This window comes from Streptomyces sp. IBSBF 2435 (assembly GCF_036815005.1).
Classification (GTDB): domain Bacteria; phylum Actinomycetota; class Actinomycetes; order Streptomycetales; family Streptomycetaceae; genus Actinacidiphila.
In genome coordinates this window covers 20,359-36,828 of record NZ_JAJSYW010000045.1, presented here as the reverse complement: position 1 = coordinate 36,828, position 16,470 = coordinate 20,359, and the positions used below count along the sequence as shown (strand labels likewise).

The window sequence follows — 16,470 nt, the reverse complement described above, 5'->3', positions numbered from 1 at the left end:
AGAGCTGGAACTCGGGAAACGGGGGAGCGGCTCGGTGCGGACGGGGCATGGTCACCCGCGAATCACGGGATGATCACGCGTGGTCGAGCCTAGGGGCCGGTCGCGCGCAGGTCCGGTAGGCGGCGGCAGGACACCCGGGAGGAGTGCATTAGTCGTACTGATCTGCCGGCTGGCGCGGGTGTCCGCTGAGCCCGATGTGCCCTGCCGGATACGGATTTCACGTATCGCAGCGGACCGTGTAATGTCTTCCTCGCTCGCCCCAATAGCTCAGTCGGTAGAGCGTCTCCATGGTAAGGAGAAGGTCTACGGTTCGNTTTCACGTATCGCAGCGGACCGTGTAATGTCTTCCTCGCTCGCCCCAATAGCTCAGTCGGTAGAGCGTCTCCATGGTAAGGAGAAGGTCTACGGTTCGATTCCGTATTGGGGCTCTGATGGATCGGTTCCCCGCCCTCATCGGCGGGGGTCGGTTCGTCGCAGCGGCGTAGCTCAGTCGGTAGAGCAAGCGGCTCATAATCGCTGTGTCACCGGTTCAAGTCCGGTCGCCGCTACTCTGCGTAGCCGATTGCGGGATCGGTCCCTCGATCGGCTACTCTTTCTGTGTTCATATACCCCCCGTTCGTCAAGGAGCACTCACGTGGCCGCCACCGACGTCCGCCCGAAGATCACGCTGGCCTGCGTGGAGTGCAAGGAGCGGAACTACATCACCAAGAAGAACCGGCGTAACGACCCGGACCGTCTTGAGATGAAGAAGCACTGCCCGCGTTGCAACGCGCACACCGCGCACCGCGAGACGCGCTGACTCTCCTTCACCGCACAACAGCAGCAAGCAGCAGCGCCAGGCCGTAATCGCGAGGCCGTCCCCGTCATATGACCGGGGACGGTCTCGCGGCGCGTTCCGGCCCCGGCCGTCACCGAACGTCACTTGTCCCTTTGTCTCCTTGTCGCACTGCCCACTTACCCACTTGCCCGCTTGCCGCACACCTGAGGTGCCGATGGCTCTGGACCAGTCCTTCGTCGGGCGGACGTACCCGCCCACCGCCGCCTACGAGGTGGGCCGGGAGAAGATCCGCGAGTTCGCCGAGGCGATCGGCGACCCGAATCCGGCGTTCACGGACCCGGAAGCCGCCAAGGCGCTCGGTCACCCCGATGTGATCGCGCCGCCGACCTTCGCCTTCGCGATCACGTACAAGGCGGCGGGTGCGGTCGCGGCCGACCCGGAACTCGGGCTCGACTACAGCCGGGTCGTGCACGGTGACCAGAAGTTCGCCTATACGCGCCCGGTGCGGGCCGGTGACCGGCTCACCGTCGCGTCCACCATCGAGGCGGTCAAATCCCTGGCGGGCAACGACATCCTCGACATCCGTGGCGAGGTCCACGACGAGTCGGGCGAGCATGTCGTGACCGCGTGGACCAAGCTGGTCGCCCGCGCGGCCGACCCGGCGCAGGACGGAGACGCGTGATGGCGGCGACCGTGGCATACGACGATGTCGAGGTCGGCACCGAGCTGCCCGCACGGAGCTTCCCCGTCACAAGGGCGGCGCTGGTGCAGTACGCGGGTGCGTCCGGCGACTTCAACCCGATCCACTGGAACGAGAAGTTCGCCCGCGAGGTCGGGCTGCCCGATGTGATCGCGCACGGCATGTTCACGATGGCCTCCGCAGCACGGGTGGTGACCGACTGGGCCGGCGACCCGGGCGCGGTCGTCGAATACGGTGTGCGCTTCACCCGGCCGGTCGTCGTGCCGAACGACGACGAGGGCGCGCTCATCGAGGTGACCGCGAAGGTCGCCGTCAAGCTGGACGACAACCGGGTCCGCGTCGACCTGGTCGCGACCTCGGCCGGCCAGAAGGTGCTCGGCATGTCCCGCGCGGTGGTCCAGCTCGCCTGACGGGAGCCGGGAGCCGGGGTCTGGAGCGGGGCGCCGGGAGCGGGGGAGCCGGGGGCACGAGCCGGACCCAGGCGCCGGACCCAGGCGCCCCGCCCGGCAATGTACGCCGGTAAGGACCGCCCACCCTGCTGGGCGGTCCTTACCGCCCCAAGCCGCCCTCGCGCCGCTGATTGACAAGGTAGTGATTGGCCACTAACTTACTGCCCATGGTCAGGATGAGCGCAGACGAGCGGCGCGAGAGCGTCATCCGTGCGGCGATGAGCGAGTTCGCCCGCGGCGGTTACGAGGGCACCTCCACCGAGGCGATCGCCCGCCGGGTGGGCGTCTCGCAGCCGTACCTCTTCCGGCTCTTCCCGAACAAGCAGGCGATGTTCCTCGCGGCCTCCCGGAACTGCATGGAGGGCACTTGCCAGCTCTTCGCCGAAGCCGCCGCCGACCTCGCGCCGGACGAGAAGCTCGCGGCGATGGGGAACGCGTATCGGCAGATGATCCACGACGACCCCGAGCGGCTGCTGATGCAGATGCAGACGTATGTCGCGGTGGCCGCCGCCGAGGCGGTCGGCGACCACGCCTTCGGCGAGGCGGTGCGGGAGTCCTGGCTGGGGCTGTGGGACACCGTCCAGCTGGAACTGGGTGCCGACGTCGACGAGACCACGACTTTCCTCGCCTACGGGATGCTCATCAACGCCCTGGTGTCGCTGGGTTTCCCGGCAGGCCACCGCGTCTGGTCGGGGTTCTACGAAGGCGCCAGGCCCGAGTGAGCGAGTGCCGGCCGTTCCTGATGGCCGGCATTTTTTTGCCCGCGAAAGTTAGTCATCGATTACTAACTCAACCAGCGCCGTCGCCCTCCGGGGCGCCGGCGGAAGCCTCCCGACAGGGGAGTAAGGAGAGCACGGCAATGGACCAGCCCACCGCAGCTCGCAGGCCCGCCACCGCGGCCTGGGCGCTTGTGATCACCAGCGTCGCCGGATTCATGGCGGCCCTGGACAACCTCGTCGTCACCACGGCGCTGCCGTCCATCCGCAAGGATCTCGGCGGCGCGCTGTCCGACCTCGAATGGACGGTGAACGCCTACACGCTCACCTTCGCCGTGCTCCTGATGTTCGGTGCCTCCCTCGGTGACCGCTTCGGCCGCCGCAAGCTCTTCATCACCGGCCTGTCGATCTTCACCGGGGCCTCGGCCGCCGCGGCCCTCGCGCCCGGCATCAACGAACTCATCGCCTTCCGGGCCGTCCAGGGCGTCGGCGCGGCCATCATGATGCCGCTCACCCTGACCCTGCTCAGCGCCGCCGTCCCCGCGGAACGCCGCGGCACCGCCTTCGGTATCTGGGGCGCGGTCAACGGCCTCGCCGTGGCCTCGGGTCCGCTCATCGGCGGCAGCCTCACCGAACACATCTCCTGGCAGTGGATCTTCTGGCTGAACGTCCCGCTCGGCCTGCTGCTGCTCCCGCTCGCCCGCTTCCGGCTGGCCGAGTCCACCGCGCCCGGCGCGCGGATCGACGGACGCGGCACCGTGCTGATCAGCCTCGGGCTCTTCGGGATCGTCTTCGCCCTGGTCAACGCCACAGCCCACGGATGGACCAGCGCCCGGGTCCTCGGCGGGCTGATCGGCGGCGCCGTCCTCGTCGCGGCGTTCGTCCGGCACGGCATGACCGCCCGCAACCCGATGCTGCCCATGCGGCTCTTCCGCGGCCGCCGCTTCACGGCCATCAACGTCTCCAGCGCGCTGATGTTCACCGGGATGTTCGGGTCGATCTTCCTGCTCAGCCAGTTCCTGCAGACCGTGCTGGGCTACAGCCCGACCGAGGCGGGGCTGCGCATGCTGCCCTGGACCGGCATGCCGATGATCGTCGCGCCGATCGCCGGCCTCCTCTCCGACCGCATCGGCGGCCGGCCCGTCGTCGCCGCCGGGCTCGCGCTCCAGGCGACAGGCCTCGGCTGGTTCGCGCTGATCCTCTCGCCCGACGTGTCCTACCTGGCGCAACTGCCCGCGCTCATCCTCTCCGGGGCCGGCATGGCGCTCTTCATCGCACCCGCGACGAGCCTGGTCATGTCCAGCGTCATACCCGCGGAGCAGGGCATCGCCTCCGGGGCGAACAACGCGCTGCGGGAGGTCGGCGGAGCGCTCGGCATAGCCGTGCTCGGTTCGATCTTCGCCGCACAGGGCGGTTACGCCTCCGGAGCGCAGTTCGTGGACGGGCTGCTGCCGGCCCTGTGGGTGGGTGCCGGGATCCTGGCCGTCGGCTTCGCGGTGGCGCTGCTCCTGCCGAAGCGGTCCGCCACCCCCGGGCGGCCCGAGGGCACGCCGGAGGTGGACGACGCGCTGCCCCTCCAGCCGGTCACCTGAGCGGTGCCCCTGCGGGGCGGGCCGGCGGGGTTGCCTCCCCTGCCGGCCCGCCCCTTTCCCGTGCCCGGGGGGATACGGCCGTACGCCGGCACGGGCGGCGCGCTCCCGCCCGGCCCGGCTCCCGCCCGGCCCGGCCGCCGCCGGAGGCCGCGGCGCACGGCCGCATAAGCTGAGCGCGTGCACCTTCTCGCCCCGTACACCACCTTCCGCCTCGGCGGACCCGCCGCCCGTCTGGTCACGGCACGCACCGACGACGAGGTGGTGGCCGCCGTCCGCGAGGCCGACGCGCGCGGCGAGCCCGTGCTGCTCATCGGCGGCGGCAGCAACCTCGTCATCGCCGACGGGGGCTTCGACGGCACCGCCGTACGCATCGCCACCCGGGGCGTCACCCTCGACGGCACCGCCCTGGAGCTGGCCGCGGGCGAGCCCTGGAGCGACGCCGTCGCGGCGACCGTTCGGGCGGGGCTGGCCGGTGTCGAGTGCCTGGCCGGCATCCCCGGCTCGGCCGGCGCCACCCCGATCCAGAACGTCGGCGCCTACGGCCAGGAAGTGTCCAGCACCATCACCGACGTCCTCGCATACGACCGCAGGACCGGGCGGACGGTCACCCTCCCCGCCGAGGCCTGCGCCTTCTCCTACCGCGGCAGCCGCTTCAAGGAGGACCCGGCGCGCTACGTCGTGCTGCGCGTCCGCTTCGCCCTGGAGGACGCCGGCGGCCTCTCCGCGCCGCTGAAATACCCCGAGACGGCCCGCGCGCTGGGCGTGGAGGCCGGTGAGCGTGTGCCGCTGGAGAAGGCCAGCGCGACCGTGCTCGGGCTGCGGGCGAGCAAGGGCATGGTGCTGGACGCGGCCGACCACGACACCTGGTCGGCCGGCTCCTTCTTCACCAACCCCGTCCTCACGGCCGCGGAATTCGCCGCGTTCCTGGACCGGGTCCACGACCGCCTCGGCCCGGACACGGCCCCGCCGGCGTATCCGGCATCCGAGGGCCCAGGCTCGGGCGAGCGTACGAAGACGTCCGCGGCCTGGCTGATCGACAAGGCCGGCTTCACCAAGGGCTACGGCACCGGCCCGGCCCGCATCTCCGGCAAGCACACGCTCGCGCTGACCAACCGCGGCGGCGCCACGACCGAGGACCTGCTGGCGCTGGCCCGCGAAGTACGCGACGGGGTGCGCGAGGCGTTCGGCGTGACGCTGGTGAACGAGCCGGTGATGGTCGGCGTGGAACTGTAGCGCGGGCGATTGCGGCGGCCCGTACGCACGCGGCCGTGGAGCCGTGAAGACGGCCGCCGCGGCCCGGCTCACTTCGCCCAGTCGTCGATCCCGCTCAGCATCCGCTCGCGCACCTCCTGCGGCGCCCGGGAGGCGCGTACCGACTGCCGGGCCAGTTCCGCCAGCTCCTGGTCGGTGAAGGCGTGCACGTCCCGCGCGAGTTCGTACTGCGCGGCGAGGCGGGAGCCGAAGAGCAGCGGGTCGTCGGCGCCGAGCGCCATCGGGACCCCGGCGTCGTAGAGCAGCCGCAGCGGTACGTCCTCGGGCTTGTCGTAGACGCCGAGGGCGACGTTGGAGGCGGGGCAGACCTCGCAGGTCACGCCGGTGTCGGCGAGCCGCCGGACCAGCTGCGGGTCCTCGGCGGCGCGCACCCCGTGCCCGACGCGCTGCGCGTGCAGGTCGTCCAGGCAGTCGCGGACGCTGGCCGGGCCGGCGAGTTCGCCGCCGTGCGGGGCGGCCAGCAGCCCGCCCTCCCGGGCGATGGCGAAGGCGCGGTCGAAGTCGCGGGCCAGGCCACGGCGTTCGTCGTTGGACAGCCCGAAGCCGACGACCCCCTGGTCGGCGTAGCGGACCGCGAGCCTGGCCAGCGTACGGGCGTCCAGCGGGTGCTTCATCCGGTTGGCGGCGACCACGACGGCCATACCGACACCGGTGTCGCGGGAGGCGGTGTGGACCGCGTCGAGGATGATCTCCAAGGTCGGGATGAGCCCGCCCAGCCGTGGCGCGTACGAGGTCGGGTCGACCTGGATCTCCAGCCAGCCCGAGCCGTCCGCGGCGTCCTCCTGCGCGGCCTCGCGCACCAGCCGGTGGATGTCCTCGGGGGTGCGCAGGCAGGAGCGGGCGGCGTCGTAGAGCCGCTGGAAGCGGAACCAGCCGCGTTCGTCGGTGGCCCGCAGCTTCGGGGGCTCGCCCGAGGTCAGCGCCTCGGGCAGGTGGACGCCGTGCTTGTCGGCCAGCTCCATGAGGGTCGCCGGGCGCATGGAGCCGGTGAAATGCAGGTGCAGGTGTGCCTTGGGAAGCTGCCGGATGTCCCGGACCTGCCCCGTACGTACTTCGCGTGCCATCCCAAGATCCTGCTATACGCGAGCCCCCGCTCGGAACCATTTCTCCGAACGGGGGCTTGCCCGTACACGAAATCGGATGTGCGTACCGCCGCGCGGGCCGGTCCGCGGGGAGCGGTGCGCGCGGGCGCCGGTCCGCGGCGGCCGATGCGCCGTGGCCGGTCCTGGGCGGTCAGTCCGTGGCCTCGCCGAGCAGCTTCTGCAGCCGCGAGACGCCCTCGGCCAGGTCCTCGTCGCCGAGCGCGTAGCTGAGCCGCAGATAACCGGGGGTGCCGAACGCCTCACCGGGCACGACGGCGACCTCGGCCTCGTCCAGGATGAGGGCGGCCAGCTCCACGGAGGTCGCCGGGCGCTGCCCGCGGATCTCCTTGCCGAGCAGCGCCTTCACCGACGGGTACACGTAGAACGCGCCCTCCGGGGTCGGGCAGACGACGCCGTCGATCTCGTTGAGCATCCGCACGATGGTCTGGCGGCGGCGGTCGAAGGCGGTGCGCATCTCGGCGACCGCGTCCAGGTCGCCGGTGACGGCGGCCAGCGCCGCGGCCTGTGCCACGTTGTTGACGTTCGAGGTGGCGTGGGACTGGAGGTTGGTCGCGGCCTTGACGATGTCCTTGGGGCCGACGATCCACCCGACGCGCCAGCCGGTCATGGCGTACGTCTTGGCCACGCCGTTGACGACGATGCACTTGTCGCGCAGCTCGGGCACCACCGCGGGCAGCGAGGTGGCGGCGGCGTCGCCGTAGACCAGGTGCTCGTAGATCTCGTCGGTGAGGACCCACAGGCCGTGCTCGACGGCCCAGCGGCCGATCGCCTCGGTGTCGGCCCGGTTGTAGACCGCGCCGGTGGGGTTGGACGGCGAGACGAAGAGCAGCACCTTCGTCCGCTCGGTGCGGGCCGCCTCCAGCTGCTCCAGCGTGACCCGGTAGCCGGTCGTCTCGTCCGCGACGACCTCGACAGGGACGCCGCCCGCGAGCCGGATCGACTCGGGGTAGGTGGTCCAGTACGGGGCGGGCACGATGACCTCGTCGCCCGGGTCGAGCACGGCGGCGAAGGCCTCGTAGATGGCCTGCTTGCCGCCGTTGGTGACCAGTACCTGCGAGGCGTCGACCTCGTAGCCCGAGTCGCGGAGCGTCTTGGCGGCGATGGCCGCCTTCAGCTCCGGCAGCCCGCCGGCCGGGGTGTAGCGGTGGTACTTCGGGTTGCGGCAGGCCTCGACGGCGGCGTCGACGATGTAGCCGGGCGTCGGGAAGTCGGGCTCGCCGGCGCCGAACCCGATCACCGGGCGGCCGGCGGCCTTGAGGGCCTTGGCCTTGGCGTCCACGGCGAGGGTGGCGGACTCGGAGATCGAGCCGATACGGGCCGACACCCGCCGCTCGCTTGCAGGTGGTACAGGGGGAGTGGCTGCGGTCATGACTGCATGGTCCCAGACACCCACCCCGCGCGGCACCGGGGTTTGGCCGCTCACCGGAGTTCGAGCCTCCAACTGGGTTTGAACCCCGAATGAACGCGATCGGACGGCTTCGGGCGCAAGGCGTTCGACGGGGAGCGTCCGAGCACGTACACTCAACCGTCGATGGCCCTCCCGGCGATGTCGCCTGCGGTACGTTGGGAGTGTCTGTCGAAGGGTCGTAGCTCAATTGGTAGAGCACTGGTCTCCAAAACCAGCGGTTGGGGGTTCAAGTCCCTCCGGCCCTGCTCCACACGTCCAGCCTGGACGTGGGCAGGCAGATAAGCACTCGCCGTACCGCGCGACGGGCGCGGCACGGCCACGACCCGGAGTCAGGTGAGGACGAGTGACTGAGATCACGGACTCCATCGAGGTCCCGGAGCCTGACGCGACTCAGGACGACCAGGACTCCGACCGGAAGCCCCGCCGCGGTGGCAAGCGCGGCAAGAAGGGCCCCCTGGGTCGCCTCGCGCTTTTCTACCGCCAGATCATCGCGGAGCTTCGCAAGGTCGTCTGGCCCAGCCGCAACGACCTGACCACGTACACCACTGTGGTGATTGTCTTCGTTGTGGTCGTCATCGCGTTCGTGAGCGTGGTTGACTGGGGCTTCGGGAAGCTCATTTCCTCCGTTTTCGGCTGAGCCGCGTTCCGGCTGGGCCGTCTTCGGCTGGGTCCCGCAAGTCAGCGCGGAGGGCGCAGGCCGCTGGCCGCCCCGCCCGCAGTGCCACCTTTGAAGTCAGGAAGAAGCAGTCACCGTGTCTGACCCGAACGTGTACGACGCCGACGAGTCCGTCGAGGGCGCCGAAACCGCCCTCGACACCGTCGAGGCCGCCGACGCCGACGCCGATCAGGCGGTTGCCGCCGACCTGGCCGAGGGCGAAACCGCCGAGCAGGCCGCCGTCCACGTCGAGTCCGAGGAGGACGGCGAGACCGCCGAGGCCGACGGCGAGAGCGAGGGTGACGAGTCCGAGTCCGAGGACGCCTCTTCCGAGGACGCCTCCGATGACGGCGACAAGCCCGCGGCGGCCCCCACCCCGGTCGACGCGGTGGCCGCGTTCCGCGAGGAGCTGCGCACCCTGCCCGGCGAGTGGTACGTGATCCACACCTACGCCGGCTACGAGAACCGGGTGAAGTCAAACCTGGAGCAGCGTGCCGTCTCGCTGAACGTCGAGGAGTACATCTACCAGGCCGAGGTCCCGCAGGAGGAAGTCGTTCAGATCAAGAACGGCGACCGCAAGACCATCCGGCAGAACAAGCTCCCCGGCTACGTCCTGGTCCGCATGGACCTGACGAACGAGTCCTGGGGCGTCGTCCGCAACACCCCCGGCGTCACCGGCTTCGTCGGCAACGCGTACGACCCGTACCCGCTGACCCTGGACGAGATCGTCAAGATGCTCGCCCCCGAGGTCGAGGCCGCCGCCGAGGCCGCGGCGATCGCCGAGGGCACCGCCCAGCCCCGCAAGGTCGAGGTCCAGGTGCTGGACTTCGAGGTCGGCGACTCGGTCACCGTCACCGACGGCCCCTTCGCCACCCTCCAGGCCACGATCAACGAGATCAACCCCGACTCGAAGAAGGTCAAGGGCCTGGTCGAGATCTTCGGCCGCGAGACCCCGGTCGAGCTGAGCTTCGACCAGATCCAGAAGAACTAGCTCCAGCTCTTCCGCTGACGCGCTCACGCCAGAGCCCCTGCTCCCTCGACGGGAGCAGGGGCTCGGACTTTTCGCAAGGAGTGCTGGTCAGTCGTTGGCGTTCAGCACCGGCAGGTAGCCGGCCGAGTGCCCGGTGGCGGTGGGGTGGTAGGACTCGAAGCTCGGAGAGACGACCAGGGCGTGCAGGTAGTCGTCGCCTGAGCAGAGCTCGTGGCCCTTGAAGGTGGGGCGGATGTCGCCGAAGGCGAAGCCGTGGGCGGCCGCGACGGAGGCGATGGTGGTGTCGAGGACGTCGGCGGCCTCATCGATCTTCTTGTGCTTGGTGGAACTGAGGCCGACGCAGATCCAGGCCGACAGGTCGTACATGTCCGGGTAGCCGAGAACGACGACCCGGGCGTTGGGGGCCTTGGCGCGGATGGCGTTGTAGACGGTGTCGAGCCGGCCGGGCAGGGTGTTGTGCACGAAGGTCTCCGCCTGGCTGACCCGGTTGACGCAGGTGCTGTCGGAACCGGTGACGCAGGTGGTCATGACGTCGGCGAAGCCGGCGTCATTGCCGCCGATGGTGAGGCTGACCAGGGTGGTGGAGGAGCTGAGCCCGCCGAGCTGGCTGCCCGTCACATCACTGGTCACCGCGCCCGAGCAGGCGGCGAAGGTGAACGAGGACGCGCTGTGGGCGCTGGCCCACAGCGCCGGGTAGGCGCTGTTGCTGCGGTGACAGTCACCGCTGGAGCTGATGTAGTTGCCGGCGCCGTTCCCGGCCGAGTACGAGTCCCCGAGCGCCACGTAGACGGGTCCGGCGGCGCGCGCCGGACCGCTCAGCACCAGCGCCGCCACGAGGGCGAACGCCAATGCGGCGAGGGCGGTTAATGACCTGGTCAGTCTCACGGAACCTCCAAGGGCAGGATCGCTGCACGACTTTCGTACCAGCCGGTAAGCACCTCGGGAAGTGTCCATGCCAAGAATTCTTCCCGCGTAGACCGGAACTTCCGACTCCGGCCGACGCTGGTACGGATGCAGCGGGTGAGTTGCACAACGACGTGTGTGGCGAAAAGCCACGGTGTGTCCGACACGGCCCCGCCCAGCGCCACTTGACCCCATCGCTGCCGCGGCGTCGAGGGCCGCCCCGTGAGCGCCGGGTTCTCACGGCCGGGTGATCTGCATCTCCTGGTCCTCGCCCACGGTCAGGCCGGTCGCAGTGAAGCCGAACCTCCGGTAGAAGGCGGCGGCGCGCTCGTTGGCGGCGTGGACGAAGAGGCGGACCCGGCCGACCGCGGGGGCCCGCAAGGACCAGGCCCATGCCACGCCGGCCTCGAAGAGCTGCTCGGCCAGGCCGCTGCCCCGGCGTTCGGCGCGGACGAAGACGCCCACCAACTGGGCCTGCGGTGCCAGGATCGGCTGCCCGAAGAAGTCATCGTTCCCGGGGCGCTCGACCAGCACCACGACGGTGCCCGCCCAGCTTCCCTCCGGATCTTCCGCGATGAACTGCCGGACGGCTGTCCCGCGGGAAGCCGCCTCCGTGCTCTCCTGCCAGAAGGCATCGGGCTGCGCGGCCCCCTGCTCCAGGGTCGTGATGAACGCGAGGGGCGCGACCGGATCGGCCAGCGCGCTGAGCCGCAGCTCCTTGACCTTCGGCCACTCATCGGCCCGTACGGCGCGGATCAGGTACGTCATCCGCTGATGCTGGCCGGGGCCGACCGGCGCCGCAACGTGTTTCCCGCGCCGCCCCCGCCCGCCGTCAGCTGCGGGTCAGGTCGGCCGGGGTGCAGCGGGTGAGCTGGAGGACGACCTGGGTGGCCAGGAGCCACGGGGTCGCCGGGTGGGCGTAGGGGAAATGGGCGGGGCCTTCGGTGCCCGGGGCGAAGAGTTCACCGAAGACGCCCCACACGCGGGGCTTGCGCGAGCGGGTGGCCAGCGGGGTGCGCAGGTGGGGGCAGTGGCGGAGGGCCAGGTCCGCGCAGGGGGAGCACAGCGGCGGCTTCGTCGTCAGGGCGCCCTCCGGCTCCCGGGCCGCCGGTTCGTCGGGCAGCACGAACAGCCAGCCGCGCGACGTACGGCCGGCAGGGCCGCCACAGACCTGGCAGCGCAGGCCCAGCATGGCCGCGCGCTGCCGTACCGGGTGCATCGCGCCGAAGTCCGGCCGTCCCGCGCCGGGTTCCTCGGTCACCCGTGCCCACAGCACGCCGTGCCGGTCGCGGTCGGCCGGCGTCTCGTCGCGGTACGCCAGCCCGCGCGGCCGTACGACCAGCGCGCCCCCGGAGCCGCGCCGCTCCCCGCTCCAGACGGCGGCGTACGGGACGGGCAGCCGCTGCGGCCCCCACGTCGGCAGGTCAACGGGCATGGGCGGTGTGACTCCTTGTCGCAGGTGTGAGGGGATATCACGCGGGTGAGGGGGTGTCACGGCGCGGGGGGCTGCCGGACCAGCTCGGCCCAGACCCGTTTCCCGTACGCCAGCGGATCCGTCCCCCACCGGTCCGCGAGCGCGTCCAGGATGAGCAGCCCGCGCCCGCAGGTGGCGCCGTCCCCGGGGTCGCGCCGCACCGGCAGCGCGGCCGAACGGTCCGTCACGGAGATCCGTACGCGGTCCCGCCCCACCCGCGCGACCTCCACCCGCACCAGCTGGCACCGGGTGTGCCGTACGGCGTTCCCGACCAGCTCCGACACCAGCAGCGTGCCGCTCTCGGCCAGTTCGTCCAGCCCCCACGCCCCGCACGCGGCCAGCACCAGCCGCCGCGCCTCACCCGCGCTCTGTGCTGCGCACGGCAGGACCTGGGAGTACGCCGGATGCCCGGTCGAGGCGGCGATCGTGGTCGTCAGCGCCTTCATGGCTGGCCAACACCTCCGGTGGAGTTCAGGGGTACGTTGCGCGTAGCGCTCTGTACTACGCACAACGGTATGCGAAGTGCCTGCGACCTAGCGTCATGGTGCGATGAGGTCGCTTGCAATGGAATCTGAAAAAGTCACTGCGAATGGCATAGTCGGTGACCTAGGCTCTCTGTGACGGGCCAGGGACTGTCCGTTAATACCTCGGCACAGCCGTGCCGCTTCCGTACACTCGATGCCTGGGGAGGCAGACTCATGGCAGCACCGACCGGACCCACCGTTCGGCGAATGCAACTCGGCGGAGAGCTGCGCCGGTTGAGGGAGAAGGCGGGCTTCACCCTCGCCGAGGCGGTCGACGGCCTGACCTTCTCGATCTCCAAGCTCTACCGCGTCGAGAACGGCCTGACCGGACTCAAGGCGGCGTCTGAGCTGCGCGTACTGCTCGACCGGTACGGCGTGACCGACGACGAGGACATCGACTTCCTGGTAGAGATCCACCGGGATTCGCTCAACCGGGGCTGGTGGTCGCAGTACCGGGGCACGATGCCGTCCGGCATGGCGATGTACGTGGGGCTGGAGAGTGGCGCGCGAGCGATCCGAGCCTGGCAACCCAACGTGGTGCTGGGGCTGCTGCAGACGGAGCGCTATGTACGGGAGATGCTCCTTCTGACAAAGCCAGTCGAGGAGACCACCACGGCGTTCGTTGAGCGCACAACCCAACTGCGTCTGGAACGCAAGGAACACTTGATCCGTAAGGAGAACCGGGTCGAGCTCTGGGCGATCCTGGACGAGGCCGCATTGCGCCGGGTTATCGGTAGCGCCGAGGTGATGCGTGAGCAGTACGAGGAGATCATCCGGCTCGCGAAACTCGATAACGTGACGGTGCAGATTTTGCCGCTGGCCAGCGCTACCTACCGATCCAGCACCAACTTCACGCTGCTGGAGTTCGAGGCGCCCCTGCCCAATGTCGTTCAGAGCGACATGCCCGAGGGCTCCATCGTCAGCGACAAGGACACCACTATCTGGGCGTTCAACCGCAAGTTTGACGCCCTGCGGGCAGGGGCTCTTCCACCGGGTGAGACCCCGACCTTTCTGCACCGACTAGCAGGAGAGATCTGATCCTCATGACGTACCGTGTTGCGCCCGATCTGGCCCCCGAAGAAGCCTGGTTCAAGTCGTCCTATAGCCAGGAGAACGGCACCGCCTGCGTCGAGGTCGCCGACCTCACCGGCTCGGGCCGGGTCGCCATCCGGGATTCGAAGGACAAGGCCGGCCCTGCCCTGCTCGTCCCGGCGGAGGCCTTCGCGGCGTTCGTGGACGCGGTCCGCGAGGGCGAGTTCCCGGGCTGACCGGGCTGACCGGCCCGCCCCGGGCCTCGCGGCTACCGGGGACCCGGCGGATGCCCATGGCGCCCAGGGCGCATCCTGCCGAGCAACCGGCGTACGGAATTGTCGCGCGCCGCCGGGCGTCGTACGGGCGCGTCCGTGGGGTGGATACCTCGCGGGGCCGGCGGCAGAGCCCACTGGCCGGGCGGGATCATCGCCGTTCCCCCCGCCGTCCGATGCCTGCTGCGTACGTCGTCGTCATCGCCGGCCTTCCAGTCAGCTGCGGGCGCGCCGGAAGCGGCGCACCCAGACGACGAACGGCAAAGGCGCCGCACGACACCGCGGCGGAAATTCCTCGGGCGCTGCGGGGCCGTGTGCGCGGCGGCCGGACTACGCCGGGGAGAGCGCGGCGGCGGCCACGAGGGGTGAGCCGGACAGGCCCGCGTAGATCGTGGCGCGGTCGGCGGTCGGCGGTCAGCCGGGACCGGTCGTATCGGCCGATCTTCGTCAGGACCTGGGAGGCGAGGCTGTACGTCGCCGAGAGCCGGGCGAGCGGCATCTCCTGCCCGCCCCGCGCGGCATCGTGCGCGTCCGCGACCAGGCCGGGCAGCAGCGCGAGCAGCGCGGCGTTGTGCCCGGCGTCGAACCGGCTCCGCGCCGCGGTCAGCCGGGTGTCGAGGGGCACGGGCGAGCCGGTCGGATCAGGCACCGAGGCCAGCGCCTCATCGACCCCGAGCAGGAGTTTCGCGGGCGCCGTGAGCCCGGTGGCGGCGAGCAGCGTGCGGCGGCGCCTCGGATTCTCCTCGACACAGCGTGGCCTGTCCGCCGCAACTCTCGTGGCCCCGGGGTCGCCTAACCCGAGCGACGCAGCCAGCACATATGTCGGTACGCCCACTTCCCGGGCGGCGCTTCTGAGCGGGCCGGGGGCCGCTTTCGAGCTGCTGCCCCGATGCGGTCGCCCCCTCGGCGGCGGACGGATTTCAGGGCCGGGCGGGATACCCGCTATCGTGGTGCGGTATGCCTGCTCGCAGGCACGGAAAAACTCTCAACAGGACCCGGAGAGAGCAATGCCTCCCAAGAAGAAGAAGGTCACGGGGCTGATCAAGCTCCAGATCAACGCCGGCGCGGCCAACCCGGCACCGCCGGTCGGCCCCGCGCTGGGCCAGCACGGCGTGAACATCATGGAATTCTGCAAGGCCTACAACGCGGCGACCGAGTCGCAGCGCGGCATGGTGATCCCGGTGGAGATCACGGTCTACGACGACCGTTCTTTCACCTTCATCACCAAGACGCCGCCGGCGGCCAAGCTGATCCTCAAGGCCGCGGGTGTCGACAAGGGCTCCGGCGAGCCGCACGTCAAGAAGGTCGCCAAGCTCAGCCGCGCCCAGGTGCGGGAGATCGCCACGACGAAGCTCCCCGACCTGAACGCGAACGACCTCGACGCCGCCGAGAAGATCATCGCGGGCACGGCTCGTTCGATGGGCATCACCGTCGAGGGCTGACGCCCGAGCTCGCGCAGTGGCCGGCCGAGGAACGAGGCCGTCCGCGAAGCGAGTGAGCAGGAAGCCCGACCCCGAGAAGGGCCAGGGCTGACGCCCTCGGACCAGCACCGCAGGTATGTGTGGAAGGGCCGGCTCGGTCCGTACCACGACTCCGTCAAGACAACAGGAGCACGCACGTGAGCAAGCGCAGCAAGTCTCTCCGCGCTGCGGACGCCAAGATCGACCAGGAGCGGCTGTACGCGCCCCTGGAGGCTGTCCGGATCGCCAAGGAGACCGCGACCACCAAGTTCGACTCGACCGTCGAGGTCGCCTTCCGCCTGGGTGTCGACCCGCGCAAGGCCGACCAGATGGTCCGTGGCACCGTGAACCTCCCGCACGGCACCGGCAAGACCGCCCGGGTCCTGGTCTTCGCGACCGGTGACCGTGCTGCGGCCGCGGAGGCCGCGGGAGCCGACATCGTCGGCTCCGACGAACTGATCGACGAGGTGGCGAAGGGCCGGCTGGACTTCGACGCCGTCGTCGCCACCCCGGACCTCATGGGCAAGGTCGGCCGCCTCGGCCGCGTCCTCGGCCCGCGTGGTCTGATGCCGAACCCGAAGACCGGCACCGTGACGCCCGACGTGGCGAAGGCGGTCACCGAGATCAAGGGCGGAAAGATCGAATTCCGCGTCGACAAGCACTCCAACCTGCACTTCATCATCGGCAAGGTCTCCTTCGACGAGACCCTCCTGGTGGAGAATTACGCAGCGGCGCTGGACGAGGTCCTGCGGCTCAAGCCGTCCGCGGCCAAGGGGCGCTACATCAAGAAGGCTGCCGTGTCCACGACCATGGGCCCCGGCATCCAGCTCGACCCCAACCGCACCCGCAACCTTCTCGTCGAGGAGGACCCGGCGTCGATCTGACGCCGCCGCGTCCCCGCAACGGGCCGCACCCCGCAAACGGGCCGGATTCCGCTCCCTCACAGGAGCGGGGTCCGGCCCGCGGCCTTGTCCGGGGCGTGCGTTAGTGTTCCGCTGGTTTCACGGGGGCATGCGGCCCCTGTGAGGGGGGATCGAACATGCGTGGAGCGAAAGGCGCGGCGGCGACCGCCGTCGCCGCCGTATCGGTGCTGGTGCTCGCGGCCTGCGGGCCACCCACTACACGGGCACGGTCGACCTCA

General features: G+C 70.4%; 19 protein-coding genes and 3 tRNA genes. 15 read left to right on the top strand and 7 right to left on the bottom strand.

Annotation, left to right across the window (positions count from 1 at the left end):
- Positions 1-355: 355 nt before the first annotated feature.
- The 8 genes from V7E46_RS11890 to V7E46_RS11855 all read left to right on the top strand — a co-directional run bounded on the left by V7E46_RS11890 (position 356) and on the right by V7E46_RS11855 (position 5,468).
- Positions 356-428 (top strand) — tRNA-Thr (locus tag V7E46_RS11890).
- Positions 429-475: 47 nt separating this feature from the next.
- A tRNA-Met gene (locus V7E46_RS11885) sits at positions 476-548 on the top strand.
- Positions 549-634: 86 nt separating this feature from the next.
- Positions 635-799 (top strand): 50S ribosomal protein L33, encoded by a 165-nt coding sequence (rpmG, locus tag V7E46_RS11880; RefSeq protein WP_004571794.1) that lies wholly within the window; start codon positions 635-637, stop codon positions 797-799.
- A gap of 193 nt (positions 800-992) precedes the next feature.
- Entirely contained in the window at positions 993-1,460 is a 468-nt protein-coding gene (locus V7E46_RS11875) for a MaoC family dehydratase N-terminal domain-containing protein (RefSeq protein WP_333768388.1), read from the top strand.
- A complete protein-coding gene (locus V7E46_RS11870) occupies positions 1,460-1,888 on the top strand; it encodes a MaoC family dehydratase (RefSeq protein ID WP_333768387.1) in 429 nt (142 codons plus the stop codon). The genes V7E46_RS11875 and V7E46_RS11870 overlap by 1 nt, the downstream gene beginning before the upstream one ends.
- Before the next feature lie 206 nt (positions 1,889-2,094).
- Positions 2,095-2,649, top strand: a complete 555-nt coding sequence (locus V7E46_RS11865; RefSeq protein WP_333768386.1) for a TetR/AcrR family transcriptional regulator — start codon at positions 2,095-2,097, stop codon at positions 2,647-2,649.
- Positions 2,650-2,786: 137 nt separating this feature from the next.
- Entirely contained in the window at positions 2,787-4,235 is a 1,449-nt protein-coding gene (locus V7E46_RS11860) for an MFS transporter (protein WP_333768385.1), read from the top strand.
- 177 nt (positions 4,236-4,412) lie between these two features.
- Positions 4,413-5,468, top strand: a complete 1,056-nt coding sequence (locus V7E46_RS11855) for a UDP-N-acetylmuramate dehydrogenase (protein WP_333768384.1) — start codon at positions 4,413-4,415, stop codon at positions 5,466-5,468.
- Between the two features lie 68 nt (positions 5,469-5,536).
- Here the strand turns inward: V7E46_RS11855 and V7E46_RS11850 are convergent, their stop codons facing one another.
- Both V7E46_RS11850 and V7E46_RS11845 read right to left on the bottom strand, forming a co-directional pair.
- The gene (locus tag V7E46_RS11850) at positions 5,537-6,571 is read right to left on the bottom strand and encodes an adenosine deaminase (protein ID WP_333768383.1); all 1,035 of its coding nucleotides are present in this window, start codon (positions 6,569-6,571) and stop codon (positions 5,537-5,539) included.
- A gap of 169 nt (positions 6,572-6,740) precedes the next feature.
- Positions 6,741-7,979 (bottom strand): pyridoxal phosphate-dependent aminotransferase, encoded by a 1,239-nt coding sequence (locus V7E46_RS11845; protein WP_329175639.1) that lies wholly within the window; start codon positions 7,977-7,979, stop codon positions 6,741-6,743.
- A 211-nt stretch (positions 7,980-8,190) separates the two neighbouring features.
- Here V7E46_RS11845 and V7E46_RS11840 point away from each other — a divergent pair.
- The 3 genes from V7E46_RS11840 to nusG all read left to right on the top strand — a co-directional run bounded on the left by V7E46_RS11840 (position 8,191) and on the right by nusG (position 9,664).
- A tRNA-Trp gene (locus tag V7E46_RS11840) sits at positions 8,191-8,263 on the top strand.
- 107 nt (positions 8,264-8,370) lie between these two features.
- Positions 8,371-8,655, top strand: coding sequence for a preprotein translocase subunit SecE (gene secE / locus V7E46_RS11835; protein WP_329182410.1), 285 nt, complete (start codon positions 8,371-8,373; stop codon positions 8,653-8,655).
- A 115-nt stretch (positions 8,656-8,770) separates the two neighbouring features.
- The gene (gene nusG, locus V7E46_RS11830; protein WP_329175638.1) at positions 8,771-9,664 is read left to right on the top strand and encodes a transcription termination/antitermination protein NusG; all 894 of its coding nucleotides are present in this window, start codon (positions 8,771-8,773) and stop codon (positions 9,662-9,664) included.
- Positions 9,665-9,751: 87 nt separating this feature from the next.
- Here nusG and V7E46_RS11825 read toward each other — a convergent pair whose 3' ends face one another.
- The 4 genes from V7E46_RS11825 to V7E46_RS11810 all read right to left on the bottom strand — a co-directional run bounded on the left by V7E46_RS11825 (position 9,752) and on the right by V7E46_RS11810 (position 12,487).
- Complete coding sequence (locus tag V7E46_RS11825; protein WP_443054130.1) at positions 9,752-10,549, bottom strand: SGNH/GDSL hydrolase family protein; 798 nt, start codon at positions 10,547-10,549, stop codon at positions 9,752-9,754.
- Between the two features lie 255 nt (positions 10,550-10,804).
- Positions 10,805-11,335: a GNAT family N-acetyltransferase gene (locus V7E46_RS11820; RefSeq protein ID WP_333768381.1), complete on the bottom strand. Its 531-nt coding sequence runs from the start codon at positions 11,333-11,335 to the stop codon at positions 10,805-10,807.
- A gap of 64 nt (positions 11,336-11,399) precedes the next feature.
- The gene (locus tag V7E46_RS11815) at positions 11,400-12,002 is read right to left on the bottom strand and encodes a hypothetical protein (protein WP_333768380.1); all 603 of its coding nucleotides are present in this window, start codon (positions 12,000-12,002) and stop codon (positions 11,400-11,402) included.
- A gap of 56 nt (positions 12,003-12,058) precedes the next feature.
- A complete protein-coding gene (locus tag V7E46_RS11810; protein WP_333768379.1) occupies positions 12,059-12,487 on the bottom strand; it encodes an ATP-binding protein in 429 nt (142 codons plus the stop codon).
- A 252-nt stretch (positions 12,488-12,739) separates the two neighbouring features.
- Between V7E46_RS11810 and V7E46_RS11805 the strand changes: the two genes are divergently transcribed.
- Positions 12,740-13,603 carry a helix-turn-helix domain-containing protein gene (locus V7E46_RS11805; protein WP_333768378.1) on the top strand — a complete coding sequence of 288 codons (864 nt, stop codon included), beginning with the start codon at positions 12,740-12,742 and terminating at the stop codon, positions 13,601-13,603.
- Between the two features lie 5 nt (positions 13,604-13,608).
- Positions 13,609-13,833: a DUF397 domain-containing protein gene (locus V7E46_RS11800; RefSeq protein WP_333768377.1), complete on the top strand. Its 225-nt coding sequence runs from the start codon at positions 13,609-13,611 to the stop codon at positions 13,831-13,833.
- A 187-nt stretch (positions 13,834-14,020) separates the two neighbouring features.
- Here the strand turns inward: V7E46_RS11800 and V7E46_RS11795 are convergent, their stop codons facing one another.
- Positions 14,021-14,686, bottom strand: a complete 666-nt coding sequence (locus tag V7E46_RS11795) for a hypothetical protein (protein ID WP_333768376.1) — start codon at positions 14,684-14,686, stop codon at positions 14,021-14,023.
- Between the two features lie 190 nt (positions 14,687-14,876).
- Between V7E46_RS11795 and rplK the strand changes: the two genes are divergently transcribed.
- The gene (gene rplK / locus V7E46_RS11790; RefSeq protein ID WP_073492345.1) at positions 14,877-15,311 is read left to right on the top strand and encodes a 50S ribosomal protein L11; all 435 of its coding nucleotides are present in this window, start codon (positions 14,877-14,879) and stop codon (positions 15,309-15,311) included.
- A gap of 176 nt (positions 15,312-15,487) precedes the next feature.
- Positions 15,488-16,213, top strand: a complete 726-nt coding sequence (gene rplA, locus V7E46_RS11785; protein ID WP_329175623.1) for a 50S ribosomal protein L1 — start codon at positions 15,488-15,490, stop codon at positions 16,211-16,213.
- Positions 16,214-16,470: the final 257 nt, after the last annotated feature.

What these genes read in the sequence shown, in the direction of transcription:
- V7E46_RS11875 (WP_333768388.1), top strand. Translation starts at nt 993, where the DNA reads ATGGCTCTGGACCAGTCCTTCGTCGGGCGGACGTACCCGCCCACCGCC.
- V7E46_RS11870 (WP_333768387.1), top strand. Translation starts at nt 1,460, where the DNA reads ATGGCGGCGACCGTGGCATACGACGATGTCGAGGTCGGCACCGAGCTG.
- V7E46_RS11865 (WP_333768386.1), top strand. Translation starts at nt 2,095, where the DNA reads ATGGTCAGGATGAGCGCAGACGAGCGGCGCGAGAGCGTCATCCGTGCG.
- V7E46_RS11860 (WP_333768385.1), top strand. Translation starts at nt 2,787, where the DNA reads ATGGACCAGCCCACCGCAGCTCGCAGGCCCGCCACCGCGGCCTGGGCG.
- V7E46_RS11850 (WP_333768383.1), bottom strand. Translation starts at nt 6,571, where the DNA reads ATGGCACGCGAAGTACGTACGGGGCAGGTCCGGGACATCCGGCAGCTT.
- V7E46_RS11845 (WP_329175639.1), bottom strand. Translation starts at nt 7,979, where the DNA reads ATGACCGCAGCCACTCCCCCTGTACCACCTGCAAGCGAGCGGCGGGTG.
- V7E46_RS11820 (WP_333768381.1), bottom strand. Translation starts at nt 11,335, where the DNA reads ATGACGTACCTGATCCGCGCCGTACGGGCCGATGAGTGGCCGAAGGTC.
- V7E46_RS11815 (WP_333768380.1), bottom strand. Translation starts at nt 12,002, where the DNA reads ATGCCCGTTGACCTGCCGACGTGGGGGCCGCAGCGGCTGCCCGTCCCG.
- V7E46_RS11810 (WP_333768379.1), bottom strand. Translation starts at nt 12,487, where the DNA reads ATGAAGGCGCTGACGACCACGATCGCCGCCTCGACCGGGCATCCGGCG.
- V7E46_RS11805 (WP_333768378.1), top strand. Translation starts at nt 12,740, where the DNA reads ATGGCAGCACCGACCGGACCCACCGTTCGGCGAATGCAACTCGGCGGA.
- V7E46_RS11800 (WP_333768377.1), top strand. Translation starts at nt 13,609, where the DNA reads ATGACGTACCGTGTTGCGCCCGATCTGGCCCCCGAAGAAGCCTGGTTC.
- rplK (WP_073492345.1), top strand. Translation starts at nt 14,877, where the DNA reads ATGCCTCCCAAGAAGAAGAAGGTCACGGGGCTGATCAAGCTCCAGATC.